Annotated in this window: 11 protein-coding genes; 3 read left to right on the top strand and 8 right to left on the bottom strand. The window is 72.5% G+C overall.

The window, feature by feature from the left end; all coding sequences use genetic code 11:
- Positions 1 to 54: 54 nt before the first annotated feature.
- From AC3E6M_RS11300 to AC3E6M_RS11290, 3 genes are read right to left on the bottom strand one after another with little or no spacing between them, the layout of a single operon-like run.
- Positions 55 to 2,340, bottom strand: coding sequence for a transglutaminase TgpA family protein (locus tag AC3E6M_RS11300; protein WP_490529933.1), 2,286 nt, complete (start codon positions 2,338 to 2,340; stop codon positions 55 to 57).
- A 7-nt stretch (positions 2,341 to 2,347) separates the two neighbouring features.
- Positions 2,348 to 3,592: a DUF58 domain-containing protein gene (locus tag AC3E6M_RS11295; protein ID WP_490529932.1), complete on the bottom strand. Its 1,245-nt coding sequence runs from the start codon at positions 3,590 to 3,592 to the stop codon at positions 2,348 to 2,350.
- Positions 3,593 to 3,599: 7 nt separating this feature from the next.
- A complete protein-coding gene (locus AC3E6M_RS11290; RefSeq protein ID WP_490529931.1) occupies positions 3,600 to 4,646 on the bottom strand; it encodes an AAA family ATPase in 1,047 nt (348 codons plus the stop codon).
- A 165-nt stretch (positions 4,647 to 4,811) separates the two neighbouring features.
- Between AC3E6M_RS11290 and AC3E6M_RS11285 the strand changes: the two genes are divergently transcribed.
- The gene (locus AC3E6M_RS11285) at positions 4,812 to 5,720 is read left to right on the top strand and encodes an ROK family protein (protein ID WP_490529930.1); all 909 of its coding nucleotides are present in this window, start codon (positions 4,812 to 4,814) and stop codon (positions 5,718 to 5,720) included.
- A 16-nt stretch (positions 5,721 to 5,736) separates the two neighbouring features.
- On the opposite strand, the gene AC3E6M_RS11280 is transcribed toward AC3E6M_RS11285, so the two are convergent.
- The 3 genes from AC3E6M_RS11280 to AC3E6M_RS11270 are packed head-to-tail and all read right to left on the bottom strand — an operon-like array spanning position 5,737 to position 9,755.
- Entirely contained in the window at positions 5,737 to 6,228 is a 492-nt protein-coding gene (locus tag AC3E6M_RS11280; protein ID WP_490529929.1) for a hypothetical protein, read from the bottom strand.
- Between the two features lie 4 nt (positions 6,229 to 6,232).
- Positions 6,233 to 8,239, bottom strand: coding sequence for a primary-amine oxidase (locus AC3E6M_RS11275; RefSeq protein ID WP_490529928.1), 2,007 nt, complete (start codon positions 8,237 to 8,239; stop codon positions 6,233 to 6,235).
- Between the two features lie 40 nt (positions 8,240 to 8,279).
- Positions 8,280 to 9,755, bottom strand: coding sequence for an APC family permease (locus tag AC3E6M_RS11270; protein ID WP_490529927.1), 1,476 nt, complete (start codon positions 9,753 to 9,755; stop codon positions 8,280 to 8,282).
- A 204-nt stretch (positions 9,756 to 9,959) separates the two neighbouring features.
- On the opposite strand from AC3E6M_RS11270, the gene AC3E6M_RS11265 reads away from it, so the two are divergent.
- Both AC3E6M_RS11265 and AC3E6M_RS11260 read left to right on the top strand, forming a co-directional pair.
- Positions 9,960 to 11,447, top strand: coding sequence for an APC family permease (locus AC3E6M_RS11265; RefSeq protein WP_490529926.1), 1,488 nt, complete (start codon positions 9,960 to 9,962; stop codon positions 11,445 to 11,447).
- Complete coding sequence (locus tag AC3E6M_RS11260) at positions 11,440 to 12,129, top strand: helix-turn-helix domain-containing protein (RefSeq protein WP_490529925.1); 690 nt, start codon at positions 11,440 to 11,442, stop codon at positions 12,127 to 12,129. The genes AC3E6M_RS11265 and AC3E6M_RS11260 overlap by 8 nt, the downstream gene beginning before the upstream one ends.
- A gap of 7 nt (positions 12,130 to 12,136) precedes the next feature.
- Here the strand turns inward: AC3E6M_RS11260 and AC3E6M_RS11255 are convergent, their stop codons facing one another.
- Positions 12,137 to 13,123 carry a PDR/VanB family oxidoreductase gene (locus AC3E6M_RS11255; RefSeq protein WP_490529924.1) on the bottom strand — a complete coding sequence of 329 codons (987 nt, stop codon included), beginning with the start codon at positions 13,121 to 13,123 and terminating at the stop codon, positions 12,137 to 12,139.
- On the bottom strand, positions 13,124 to 14,203 hold the full coding sequence (locus AC3E6M_RS11250; protein WP_490530073.1) for an aromatic ring-hydroxylating dioxygenase subunit alpha: 1,080 nt from the start codon (positions 14,201 to 14,203) through the stop codon (positions 13,124 to 13,126).
- Positions 14,204 to 14,270 lie beyond the last annotated feature (67 nt).

Below are 14,270 nucleotides of genomic sequence, written 5' to 3'. Positions count from 1 at the left end.
TGGGGCTCATCGTAGCTTCGAGAGCCCTCTCGCAACCCATCGAGAACGGGCGCCTCAGCCGACGGACTCGGGCACCTCGACCGCCGGGGCACCCGATCGCCGCGCGAGCGAGCGGGGGAGGATGACGGCCGTGAGGCGACGTGCCGGGGTCGCGCTCGCGCGGAGCCCCGTCCGCACGCGCGCGACGGCGTCGGCCAGGGCGGGACCCCGAGCCGGGTCGACCGTCTGCTCGGCGTAGATCGCGTGTTCGAGGGCGTCCCGCAGCAGCCGTACGTCGTCCGCGCCCACCCCGTGCGCGTCGACGAGACGCGCGGCGAACGCGCGCGGCGACTCGGCGTCGGGCGAGGGGATGCCGAGATCCACCGCATCCGCCCGGATCTCCGTCCACGCCGCGGCCGCGTCCCCGCCGAGGATGAGCTGCGCCCGCGAACGGCGTCGCCCGGCGCGGACGACGGCGGGCGCCGCGACGAGGAGGAGCAGCACCATGCCGGCGACGGTGAGCAGCACGCCGACGGGGCTCTGCCCGTTGACCGCGCCGGCCCCCGAGGCGCTGGAACCCGGGCCGTCCTGATCGCCGAGCTGTGGAGCCGGGGCGCGAGTGGCGCCGGGGGTCGCGGCATCCTGCTGCTCGGGGGTGTCCGCGGGGTTCGTCGACCCGCCCGTCGTGCCGGAGGCGAAGTTCGTGGGGACGCCGAGGCTGTTGGTCGGTTCGAACGGCACCCACCCGATGCCTCGGAAGTAGACCTCGGGCCACGCGTGCAGCTGGCGGGAGGTGACGGTGAACTCCGTCTGGCCCTGCTCGACGCTGCCCACCCGTGTCCCGGGCAAGTAGCCCACGACGATGCGCGAGGGCATGTCGAGCGTGCGGGCCATGACGGCGAACGCCGAGGCGAAGTGGACGCAGTAGCCGGTGCGTTCCTGCAGGAAGCGGGCCACGGCATCCATACCCGCCCCGTCGAACCCCGCCTCCACGGGCGCATCGAGCGAGTAGCGGAACTCGCTGCTGCGGAACCAGGACTGCAGCGCGACGAGGGCGTCGTAGGGCGACTGCGCACCGGCCGTGACCGAGCGTGCCGTGTCGCCGATGATGGCGGGCACATCCGGCGGAAGGGAGCGCACGGCGTCGGGCAGTTCGTCGCTCCCGACGGGCCGCGAGCGGATCTGCTCGAGCGTGGGTCGCGGCACGACCGCCTCGGCCTGGTACTTCTGATCGCGCGAGGATCCCGCACGCGACACGATCGTGCGGTTGTCGGGAAGGCCGAGCCACTCGCCCTCGAGCCCGGTCACCGTCGAGGCGGGATAGGGAATGGGCAGCCAGGGGCTGTCGAGCTCGCCGACGGTGATCGTCGTGGTCCAGTCGGCCAGGGTGACGTCGCCGTCCACCTGCACCGGATCGAACACCGGCCCGTCGCCGGGGACCGTGACGGTGTCGCCCGTGTCCGGCTCCCATACGGTCCCGTCGAACCGCGACAGCGTGACCGCCCGCAGGTACGGCGGCGTCGGTGCCGTCGTGGTGAACGACAACACGTCGACCTCTCTCGGTTGGCGCAGGTCGCTTCCCAGCTCGAGGTTGGGATTGATCGTCGTCCCGAACCCGGCACCGCTCCCCGAGGCGAAGCGCAGTCCGGGCTGGGGGAGGAGGGGCACGGCCACGACGGTCACGACCACGGCGACGGCCGCGATCCCGATCGCCGTGGACGAGGCCCCCCACACGCGCGGTCCGAGACGGCGGCCGGAGGACCCGACCGCGCGCGTACGGGCGCGGGTGTCCATGCGGAGCAGGAAGAGGATGGCGGCGGCCAGCGCGAGCACCGCGGGCACGTTCACGTCGGCGGGGATGGCGATGGTCGGGATGAGCGACACGGCCACGAGACCGATACCGCCCAGCAGCGGCATCCGTGCCGTGAGGACGACGTGGTCCAGGACGATCGCCAGACCCGCGATCGCGCCCACCAGGACGAAGGACAATCCCGTGCCCGGGACGACCGGCGCGACCCCCAGGCGGACCTCTTCGGATGCCGCGGCGAACAGCCCCGGAACCGAGGCGATCGTGGCGGGGGTGGGGATGACGCCGAGCAGAGCTGTGGAGCGACCGAACATCGCGGTGAGCAGGACCACCGCGACGACGACCTCCAGGACGGTCGCCGCGATGGCGGGAAGCGCGAAGAAACGCATCGCGAGACCGGAAGCGAGCACCGCGGCCGCCGCGGTGAGCGCCCCCGCCGTCCAGGTGCCCGGCGCGATCACGGAGAACACCGGCAGCAGTGCGGCGACGATCCCCGCGAAGACGCCGAGCGACAGCAGCGCCGTGTCCCGGAAGCGGCGTGCCGGACGCAGCATCGGCGCGTCAGCCCGCGACACCGACGGCCTCCGATCGCGTCGCTTCGTCCCACGCCCGGGCGACGTCGCCGCCGGGGTGCAGCACGGTCGCGTGCCAGCCCGTCGACCTCGCCGCCTCGAGATCCGCGGTGTCGGACACCGAGATCAGCACGGGCAGGGCCGAGCGGTGAGCCCCGGAGCGCAGGGCGAGGACGTCATCGAGCTGCAGTCGACCGGTGATCACGACGAGGGGGCCGAGCATCGCGGCCGCCGAGGCGGGGAGGACACGTCGCGTCGACGCGTCGGCACGCGCGCGGAGGGTCGCGAAGGATGCCGCGACCGCCCGGGCCTCGGCATCCTCCCCGCCTTCGACGGGCTCGGCGAGCAGCTCGCCATCGCTGTCGACCACGTCGACGGTGTACCCCTCGTGCACGAGGCGTGCCACCGCGGAGACGCACGCCGAGACCGCCGTCTCGAACGCCGGGTCGCCGCCCGGTGCGTCGGCGGCGCTCGGGGACCAGCGGGAGAGCGCGCGGTCGAGCACGACCGTCGCCGCGGGGCTGGACTCCTGCTCCTCCTGCCGGACCATGAGCGTGTCGCGGTGCGCGGTCGCGCGCCAGTGGATGCGGCGCATCGAGTCGCCCGGAGCGTAGGGGCGGGCGACGAGGTTGTCGGCGCCCTGACCCAGCTGCAGCGCCGCGCTCTGGCGCGTTCCTCCGGCCTCGCCCGGGGTCTGGGGGAGTGCGCCGAGCTCGACGATCGTCGGAGCGACGGTGACGGGGGTGGCGAGACCGACGCGGAAGCGCCGGCGGATCAGGCCGAACGGATCGGTCGTGGACACCCGCAGGGGGCCGAGGGTGTACGTCCCGCGCGCCACCCCCATCGCCTCGTACCGCACGCGGACCGGGGATCCCGCTCGCCGCAGGGTGGACGCGGCGGCGGGGAAGGCGCCCTCGGCCCGGCCGTCCAGGCCCGCGGGTACCGCGTCCGACCATCTCCCCGGGAGTGTGGGGAGCGGAGTACGCACCCGCACGGACAACTGCACCTCGGCGATGCCGCCCACCTCGGCCACCTCGGGCGACACCGTTCGCACGACGTCGCCGGTGGCGCGGACGACGAGCGTGCTGACGGCGGCGCACACGACGAGCACCAGCATGAGCACCCCGAAGTACATCAACTCGGGGATCGCGGCGCGCTGAGCCACGACGAGGGCGATCACCGCGAGGGCGAGCGCTCCCGTGCCGCGCAACGTCAGCGGCCAGCGGTCCTTCACGGTGTGCTCACGCGCGCTGGGCCAGCGGCACCCGCACGCTCGCGGCGATCCGCTCGAGGGCGTCGGCGACCACCACGGCACCCGCGCGTCCGCCCGCCGCCGAGCGGTTCGCGATGAGGCGGTGGGCGAAGACGGGCGCGAGCAGAACGGTGAGGTCGTCGGGGATGACGTAGGCCCGCCCGTCCAGCGCCGCGCGCACCTTGGCCGCGCGCACGAGCTGCAGGGTGGCCCGCGGGCTCGCGCCGAGCCGGATGTCGGGGTGGCTGCGGGTGGCCTGCGCGAGGGCGACGGCGTAGTCCTCCAGCGCGGGGGCGACGTGCACGCCGCGCGCCCAGGCGATCATCGCGGTCACCTGGCGCGCGGTGACGACCGGGACGAGGGCGTCGAGCGGGTTCACCGTGTCGCGCTGGCGCAGCATCAGCGCTTCGGCGGCGGGGTCGGGGTATCCCATCGAGATGCGCAACAGGAAGCGGTCGCGCTGCGCCTCGGGGAGCGCGTAGGTGCCCTCCATCTCGAACGGGTTCTGCGTCGCGACGACGAGGAACGGCGAGGGCAGCACGTGGGTGCGCCCGTCGACCGTGACCTGCCGCTCCTCCATGGCTTCGAGCAGCGACGACTGCGTCTTGGGTGAGGAGCGGTTGATCTCGTCGGCGATGACGATGTGCGCGAACACCGCGCCGGGGGTGAACTCGAATTGGCGCTGCACCGGATTGAACACCGACACACCCGTGATGTCGCCGGGCAGGAGGTCGGGAGTGAACTGGATGCGGCGCACGTCGGCGTCGACGGTGGCGGCGAGAGCGCGTGCCAGGACCGTCTTGCCCACGCCGGGCACGTCCTCGATGAGCAGGTGGCCTTCCGCGAGCAGCGCGATGAGGGCGCTGCGCACGGCGTCGGGCTTACCGTCGATGACCCGGGAGATGGATGCCACGATGTCGTGCGTCAGTCGAGCGAAAGACTCACTGGTCAGGGGTTCGTCGATCCCCGCCCGACCGGGCTCGGTGGCGGGCCGACGCGAGCGCGTGGTCGTCCCGGGCAAGACCGTCTCGTCCATGGCATCCCTCGTGTCGCGGTGCGGCCCACGAGCATCACGGCCGCCGTGACCTGATCGTAACCTGCGGCGGCGGGGCGGGGGCCGGATCCCGGCACCTGCTCAGGCACGGGGACGGGCCCGTCGGCCCTAGGATCGGGCATCGTCGCCCGACTCGAGGAGAACGCCATGATTTCACCCGCTGCCGTGCTGGCCGTCGACATCGGCGGTACGAAGGTGGATGCCGCCGTCGTCACGTCCGACGGCACCGTGCTGCGCGCGAGTGTCGCCCGACGCGAGACCGGCCGCGGGAACGACCGTGCGACGATCGCGGCGAACATCCGCGCCGCCGCGGAGGAAGCCCTCGCCGCCGTCCCGGAGGTACGCGTCGGGGCGATCGGGGTCGGCAGCGCCGGGCCGGTCGATCTGCCGAGCCGGTCGGTCTCGCCGCTGAACCTCCCGCAGGCGGCGGGGCTCACGGTCGACGAGGTGCTCGGTGGTCTCGTCGACGGACCGCTCACGCTCGCCCTCGACGGCACGTGCATCGCCCTGGCGGAGCACTGGCGCGGTGCGCTCGTCGGCTGCGACAACGCGATGGCGATCGTCGTGTCCACCGGCGTCGGCGGCGGCTTCGTCCTCGGCGGGCACCCGATCACCGGGGCCAGCGGGAACGCGGGCCACCTCGGCCAGACCTTCGTGCGCACCGTCGGCGACGACGTGGCCGCAGCGACCCTCGAAGCCGTCGCGGCCGGTCCCGGGTCGGTGGCCTGGGCGCGCGCGCAGGGCTGGTCGGGCGAGACGGGCCTGGACCTCGCGGCTTCGTACCGCGCGGGCGACGATGTCGCGATCGCAGCCGTGCGCCGCTCCGCTGCGGCCGTGGGGCAGGCGATCGCGGCGGCCGCGACGCTGTGCGACCTGGAGGCCGTCGCGATCGCCGGCGGGTTCTCCCACGTGGCCGACGATTACATCGATCTCGTTCGCGCGGCGGCCGCGGCGGCATCCCTCCACGCGTACGCGCGACGGTGTCGCATCGTCCCGTCGGGATTGGACGGGGACGGCCCGCTGCTCGGGGCGGCGGCCCTCGCGCTGCGCACGTGAGAGCGCGCCGTCCCGCTCACAGGACGGCGACGGCCATGAGAAGCACCGAGGATCCCATGGCGCTCAGCTGGAGTCGGTCGAGACGCGCGCTCATGCGGCGGACCAGAACCGCCGACAGCACCGCATAGCCCACCGCTCCCGCGAGCAGGACAGGACCGAGGCCGATCCCGTGCCCGTGCCCCGACTCGCTCCCGTGCGTCGTCATCGCCAGCGGAAGCGCTGCCATCGCGATGAGGCCCAGGGCCGTGTGTACGGTCATCGCCGGCGGGATCGGGGAGCGGCGGCGGCGCGGCGACCGCCAGATCGCGAGGCTCAGCGCGGCGCCCAGCAGCACCGCCGTCCACCAGATCGGGGCGACGAGCCCGAACAGCCCCGCATCGAGCATCGCGATCAGCATCAGCACCGAGGCGACGACCTCGGGCGGCCGCACCCGCGCGCGATCGGCGGCCAGACAGCACGTTCCGATCGCGGCGGGGGCGACCGCCCACAGGTGGAGGATCTCGCTCATCGACTCAGCAGTGGTGCGCGCCGTCGTGTCCGTGCGCCGCGTGCCCCTCGTCGCCGTGACCGGTGGCGTGTGCCGCCGGCGAGCAGTGCGCGCTCTCGGGGGCCGGCACGTTGAGCACCGGGTTGCGCTCGAAGAAGTTGTACGGCTTCAGCGTGAACTTGGCGTAGTCCATGGGCATCACCGGCCAGTCCTCGTTGCGCGGGAAGTGCGTCAGGCCGAACGTGTGCCACAGCACGAGGTCCTCGCCCACGAGCGGTTCGTCGCCGGAGATGAAGTCGGGGATGCCGGCACCACCGGGGTGCTGGTTGACGAAGTCGCCCGCCGCGTACCGCTCGGCGGGGTCGTACTTGGTGACGAAGAGGTTCTTCGTCGCGAAGGCGGCACGGGCCGCGATCGAGGACTCCTCGTCGGCCAGGAGCACGGGCGTCTCGGTCGGGAAGAGCACGTACGACGTCGCCTGGCCGCGCTCGGTCGTCTTCTCGGTCGAGGCGATCTGCCACACGCGGTTCACCGCGCCGTCGGCGACCCGGCCCGACACCTTCTCGGACGTGATCGGCGTGACCTTTTTGGTGAAGGCGTTGCCGGCGGGGTTGGTCGCCGAGATCGGCACGCGCACCGCGTCGATCTCGTTGACGACGTTCGCGACGCCGTCGACGGTCATGTCCAGACGCGCCGAGAACAGGTGCTGGTGGTACGGCGCGCCCAGGCCCGGGGCGACCTCCGAGGCGAACGGGTAGCCCTCGCCCGGGTAGGCGGAGGTGAACAGGATGCCGGTGAGCTTGGCCTCGCACTCGATCGTGCCGTCGAGGTAGAGGTACCAGTAGAAGCCGTAGTCGTAGTTGCCGACGGTCGTGAAGAACGAGATGACGAGGCGGCGGGCGCGGCGGACCTCGCTGGAGCCGGTGAAGATGTCGCTGTGCTTCCAGAGGGAGCCGAAGTCCTCCTCGTGCATGCAGACCGCGTTGCGGATGGTGCGCGGCATCCCGTTCTCGTCCGAGAGCACGGCGTCGACGTAGGTGATGTCGCCGACGCAGTCGCATCCGAGCTCGAGCTCGTTCGTGTAGCGGCCGAACAGGTACTCGCCGGTGTCGAAGTAGTTCTGCCAGAAGCGGTTCGGGGCGGGGTCGGCGTAGGGCACCACCATCTCGCTGATCGAGCCGCGGTACATCACCGGGCGTCCGGCGAACGACAGCTGGCGCAGGATCAGACCCTCGCGGGTGTCGAAGCCGATGCGCAGATCCCACTCGCCCCACGTGACGTGTTCGCCCTCGACGGTGAAGCTCGACCCCTCCGGCTGAGTGATCACGATGGGCTTCAGGCCCTCCAGCGGCGGCCCCTGCAGCTCGGGGTCGTCGAAGTTGCCGTGCGTCTCGGGCACGGTGAAGCCGGGGGTGTCCACGATCTCGATGACCGCGCGGGCGGCGACGTCGATGTACGCGGTGAGTCCGTCGACGGGGTGCGCCCACGGGTGGTCGGCGGGGTGGTCCTGCCGGAACGCGAACGTGCGGAGCACGCGACGCCCCACCTCGTTCTCGTAGCCGTAGTGCCCCGCCGACAGCGGCACGAGCACGACGTCGGCGGTGGTGAGGCCGCGCGCGGCGAGGGCGGCGACCCACTCGGCGCTCTCGTTCGCGATCACGCCGACCTCTTCGAACTCGGCGTCCAGGATCGGAAGCTGCCCGTCGGAGCCGTCGAGCTCGGTGGAGCGCAGCACGGCGCCGGTGGCGAGCGAGACGACGAGATCGAGCGAGTGCGCGGTGCGGAGGTTCAGCAGCTGCACGCGGGCACGGCGCTCGGGAGCGGGGGCCTCGCCGCGCTCCCAGGCGAGGACCTCGCCCTTGGGGGCTTCTTCGAGACCCACGTAGGCGAACCGGGTCGCTTCGTCGATCCCGTCGAGGTCGGCGACCACGGTGCGCACGGCGGTGATCTCCTCGGGGGTGAGCGACGCGAGCGGGTGCGCGGGGGCGGCCGGGGCGGTGAAGGCGGAGACGGTGGGATCGGTGAGGGTCATGGTGTCTTTCCAGGTGGAGCGGGCGGGGACGAGGAGGGGCTCAGCCGGCGATCGCGTCGGTGAGCTTGGCGTAGGCGGCGGGGCGGCGTCGGCGGATCCAGGTCGCCTGGGCGTAGCCGAAGAGGGGGACGACCACGACCAGGGCGAGCAGCGCCCAGGTCACCGCGCCGAACGTCGGGGCGCCCTCGGCGTCGACGTCGCCGACCATGACGGGGAAGTACGCCACGATCACGACGGCGGACACCGCCAGCCCGAGGAAGCCCAGGGCGGGGGCGATGACGGTGTTCCACGGTCGGCGGTCGGCGCGGTTGCGGGTGAAGTACACGATCACGGCGATCGAGGTGACGGCCATGAGCAGCACGATCGCGACCGTCGCGACCCCCGACAGCCACGTGAACACCTGCAGGAGCGGGTCGAGCCCGAGGATCGCGAAGGCGGCGAGAAGGATGCCGGCGGTCGCCGTCTGCACGAGCGAGGACGCGTGCGGGGACAGGTGGCGCGAGTGCACACCCGACAGCCGGTCGGGCAGGACCCCCGCGGAAGACATCGCGTGCTGGTAGCGGGTGAGGACGTTGTGGAACGAGAGCACGCACGCGAACATCGACGTCAGCAGCAGCACGTTCACCAGCACCTCGCCCACGACGCCGAGGTAGATCGCGACCGTGCGGAGCATGAGGGTCGCCGGGTTCTCGGCCGCCGCGGCCAGGATGCCGCTCGGACCCCACGCCATCACCAGGCCCCAGGTCGCGAGCGTGTAGAAGATGCCGATGCCGATGACCGCGCCGTAGGTGGCGCGCGGGATGGTGCGGTCCGGGTCGCGGGCTTCGTCGCGGAAGATCGCGGTGGCCTCGAACCCGATGAACGCGGCGATCGCGAACATCAGACCGACACCGGGTGACCCGCTGAGGACGTTGGCCGGCTCGAAGGGGGCGAGGCTCAGTCCCTCGGGACCGCCCTGGACGACGACCGCCGCGACGAGCACCAGCACGATCGCGACCTCGGCGACCAGCAGCACACCGAGTACCTTGCTCGAGAGGTCGATGTGGCGGTAGCCCAGGATGCCGACGAGACCGACCGTCGCGAGGGCGTACAGCCACCACGCCAGGTCGGGGCCGCCGATCGAGACGACCGTGATCTCGAGGAGATAGCCGATGTAGCCGTACACGGCGACCTGGATCGTCGTGTACGTGAGCATCGCGGTCCACGCGGCGGCGAGGCCGGACGGGCGGCCCAGACCGTACCCGATGTAGGTGAAGAAGGCCCCCGGCCGCGGGACGTGGCGCGTCATCGCCGCCAGACCCACCGCGAACAGGAGGAGGATGACGGCGCTGATGGCGTACAGGGTCGGGTACCCGACGCCGTTGCCGATCAGGATGCCGAGCGGGCCGGCGCCGCCGACGACGGTGAGCGGCGAGGCGGCGGCGACCACCATGAAGATGATCGCCGTGACGCCCAGGGAGCCGCGGAGGGTCCGCGAGCTCGCAGCGGCGGCGCCCTTCGATTCGAGCTGGGTCATGTCGGAGCCTTTCGGAGGTCGGGTGTGGCATCGAGGTTCCTCTCGCGCCGTTGCCGCTCGATGTAGTCGGCGTGAAAGTGCCCGCACGCCGAGTGGGACACCGTCCGGCCGGGCGTCTCAGTCGCGGACACGTGCGCGAAACATCGGTGTCGCGGGGGTGCAACGGCTGCGGCGTACGGTCGCACCGAGTCCACGGGGAGCACCATGACCGCACTTGCCCGCGCCATCGCCCGGCCCACGCCCGTCGCCGGATTCGGCGACCGTTCGCCGTTGCACGGCCTGGAGCGCCGCACCATCGGCGTCGTCGACCTCGCGGCGCAGTCGGTGGCCGCGGTCGCGCCCGCGGCGGCCGCCACGACGGTCGTGCTGCTCGTGGCGGGCATGGCCCCGGGAGCCACCGTCGCCGCGATCGTCGCCGCCGCGGTGTTGAGCTTCGGTGTCGCGCGGACGGTGTCGCAGTTCGCCCGACGCTTCGCGGCCGCGGGCGCCCTGTACACCTACACCGCGCGGGGTCTCGGCGAGCGCGCGGGGCTCGCGGCGGGTGCCGCCATCGTCGTCGGCTACGCAGCGATCGCGATGTTCGCGCTCCTCGGCGGTGCCTACTACCTCGGTTATCTCCTGCACGGGCTGTGGCCCGGTCTGGATCGCGGCACGACGATGACGGTGGCGGTCCTGGCGGAGGCGGCGTTCGTCGCGGTCGTGCTCGTCTCCGGCATCCGGCTGTCGGCCCGCGTCGCCCTGGTCGTGGAGGCCCTGTCGGTCGCCCTCATCGTGGTCCTGCTGGCGGTGCTCCTGCTCTTCATCGGCCCCGCGGACATCGTCGCCGCGGTCGCCCCCGGCCCCGTCGACCCGGTCGCGCTCGCCGCGGGTGCGGTCGTGGCGCTGACGGCGTTCGTGGGCTTCGAATCCGCGGCGACGCTCGGCGTGGAGTCGGTCGCCCCCTTGCGCAACGTGCCGCGCGCGATCACGGGAACCGTCCTGATCTCGGGGGCCGTGTACGTGCTGGCCGCGGTCACCCAGGTGTCCGGCTTCCACGCGCTCGGGCTCGACCTGGCGACCAGCGCCTCACCGGTGAACGATCTGGCCGGCGCGTTCGGTCTGGGGCCCTGGGGGGTGGCCGCCGACATCGGGATCGCGGCATCCTTCCTGGCGTGCGCGATCGGCACGATGACCGCGCTCGTGCGGGTGCTGTTCGCCATGAGCCGTGACGGCGTGCTGCCCGCGAGCCTGGGACGCACGCACCCGCGGCTGCGTACGCCGATCGCCGCCACCGCGGCGGCGCTGCCCGTGGTCGCTGCGGTGCCGGTCGTGCTGGCGCTCGTCGGCGTCGATGCGCGCGAGGCGATGCAGGCGACTCTCGCCGTCGGGGCGACGGGCTACATCGTCGCGTACGTGCTCGTGTGCGTGGCCGCGCCCGTGTTCCTGCGCCGGATCGGCGAGTTCACGATCTGGCCGGCGGTGGTGGCGGTCGTCTCGGCGGCCGCGTTGACCGCGGCGCTGGTGGCTTTCCTCGTCGCCGGCTCCGATCGCGTGGGCTTGGTCTGCGTCGCCGCGGTCGGCCTCGCCGCCGTCGCGGTCGTCGTGCTGGCCGGACGTCGTCGACGCTCGCAGCCGATCGGCGCCTACGACGAGCCCGTGGCCGCCCAGGTCCTCGGGGGAGTCGCCCCACCGGAGCATCGGGGCGATGCCTGAGCGGGCGGGTCTCTCGGCGCGGCAGCCGGGGGCGGTGCGTTCGGCGCTGGCGGTGCTCGAGGCGGTGGCCCACCTCGGAGCCGGGGCGAGCGCGCAGCGCATCTCCGCTGAGCTCGGGCTTCCGCGGGCGACGACGTACCGCTTGCTCAACCTCCTCGTCGAGGACGAGTACCTCGTGCGCACTCCCGACCTCACCGGGTTCGCCCTCGGCGCCCGGGTGGCGCAACTGGCCGGGGTGACCGCGTCCCCGGCCCGCTTGTCCTCGGCCGCGCGTGCCGTGCTCGCCGAGGCCCGTCGGGCGGTGCGCGGCGGCGTGCACGTGGTGCTGTTCGTCGACGGGCGGCTCGTCGTGATCGACGCCGACCCCGACTTCCCCCTCTCGGACGAGGCGCGGCTGGTGCGCGAGCCCGAGCGATACGCCCTGGGGCGGCTGCTGCTGGTCACGCAGGGCCGCGCGGCGGTCGAGGCCGCCGCGGACGACCTCCGCCGGTTCGGCGCGACCCGGCAGTGCGGTGAGGTCACCCCGACCAGCGGATGCCTCGCCCTCCCGATCCGCGACGACACCGGTGCGACGGTCGGCGCGATCGGGTTCTCCGGGGCGCGCCACCGCGTCGACGACCCCGCCGAGGTGATCAGCGCGCTCGAGCCCACCGTGCGCGCCCTCGCACCGCTCGTCGTGTGAGCGGGCCTCAGCTCGACACGATCGTGACGACTCCCGGTGCGATCCCGTCGGATGCGACCACCCGGGACACGCAGCAGCACATCTTGGTGCGGGCGTCGCGCTGACGCTCGCTGTAGAAGACGTCGCGGTGGTCGATGTCGCCGTCGAGCCCGGTGACCCGGACCTCGCACAGCCCGCACTCGCCCTTCCGGCAGTCGTACATCATGTCGGCGCCCGCGGCCTCGAGGGCTTCCAGCATCGACTGGTTCGGGGCGACGGTCGTCTCCAAGCCCAGGGCGGGGATGCGGACGGTGAAGGGCTGCGGGTCGAACCAGCCGCTGTTGCCGAACGTCTCGGTGCGCAGGTCGGCCGGCGGGAGGCCCCGCGCGATCCACGCCCGGCGCACGGCATCCATCAACCGGATCGGCCCGCACACGTACACCTCGGTGCCCGGTTCGACCGAGTCCACCAGGGCCGACACCGAGATCGAGGTGCCCTCGTCCCGCACGTGCACGTCGAGCCGGTCGTCGTGGCGATCGCGGAGGTCGTCGAGGTACGCCATGAGGGGGCGGCTGCGACCGAGGTAGAGCAGCCGGTAGTCGGCTCCGGCGGCGCGCAGCCGTTCGGCCATGCCCAGGAGCGCCGTGATGCCGATGCCGCCGGCGACGAGCACGTAGCGGCGCGCCCCGAGGCGGAGGGGGAAGTCGTTCAACGGTTGCGTGAGCGCGATCCGGTCGCCGGGGCGGAGCGCATTCATGCGCGCGGCGCCGCCGCGCCTGACCGGTGAGGTGTAGACGCTCACCGCCACCCGGGCGCCGTCGGGCGTGGCATCCACGATCGAATACGATCGCTGCTCGTCGTGACCGGCGATCCGCACGCGCACGTCGAGGTGCGCGCCGGGCTCCACCCGGACGGGGGAATCGACGTCGATCTCGATCCGGCGGATCTCGGGAGTGAGGTCGAGCGCCGCGGCGACGGTGCCGCCCTGCCAGACCTCGCGGTGCGAGACGGCCACTCAGCCCACCGCCGCCGGCGTGCGCTCGCGGCCCTCTGCCGCCAGCATCCGCTCGAGGAGCCGCCGCACCCACATGCCGCCCGCGTCGATGTTCAGGCTGTAGAACTCGTAATCGGGGTTGGCGTCGATCGCGGCCTGCTGGGCGGCGAGCATCGCCTCGTCTTCGCCGAACACGCCGTGCACGCCGTCGCGCAGTTGCGTCGTGATGAGCTGGCTGTCGAGGCGGTAGTTGCGCTGGAACGACCAGAAGTAGTGGCTGGTGCGGTCGGTCTCGGGCGTGATGGTGTTCATGACGTAGCCGTTGACACCCTGCGAGCGGTCGCCCTCGGGTGCGCCGGTGCCGGCTTTGGCCACACCCACGTCGATGCGGATCGTCGAGGGGGCCTCGAAGTGGATGATCTGCCAGCGGTCGACGCGGCCCGAGAAGCCGGGGAACTTGTCGCGCATGTTCTTCAGCCAGAAGGGCGGCGGCTCGATGTCGCGCATCCAGCGTTCGACGGTGACGGTGCCGTCGGTGTGGCTGGTGACGAACTCCGATTCGCTGAGTTCCTTCTGTCCGATGCTGCTGGAGTGCACGAACTCCTCGTGGGTGAGGTCCATGAGGTTGTCGAGGATCAGCTGGTAGTTGCACGGCGCGTGGATCGTGAGTCCGTCGCCGGTCCAGTCGGGGTGCGTCATCTGATGCATGTCGGGGATGCGGTCGGGATCGGCGAGCGCCGGATCGCCCACCCACACCCAGACGTACCGGTAGCGGTCGACGACGGGGAAGGAGGGGACCAGGGCGCTGGGGTTGATCGTCTCCTGCGCGGGCATCGAGGTGCAGCGGCCGCGGGAGTCGTAGGTGATGCCGTGGTACGGGCACCGGATGTCCTCGGGGCCGACCAGCACGCCCTGCGACAGCGGCGCGAGGCGGTGCCAGCACGCGTCGGCGAGGGCCACCGCAGTGCCGTCCTCGGTGCGGTACAGCGCGAGCGGGCGCCCCGCGATCGTGCGGGCGAGGATGCGCTTGCGGCCCACCTCGTGGTCCCACGCCGCCACGTACCAGGCGTTCCGGGGGTAATCCAGCAGCTTCGCCGCCATCGTCTCGGTCACGGGACCTCCTCGTCCTCAATAACTATCACCATAGATATTGAGAGGAAGATATCGT

The sequence above is a fragment of the Microbacterium sp. SCPM-O-B-15248 (M128) genome (genome assembly GCF_058214835.1).
This window is presented reverse-complemented; position numbering and strand designations above follow the sequence as displayed.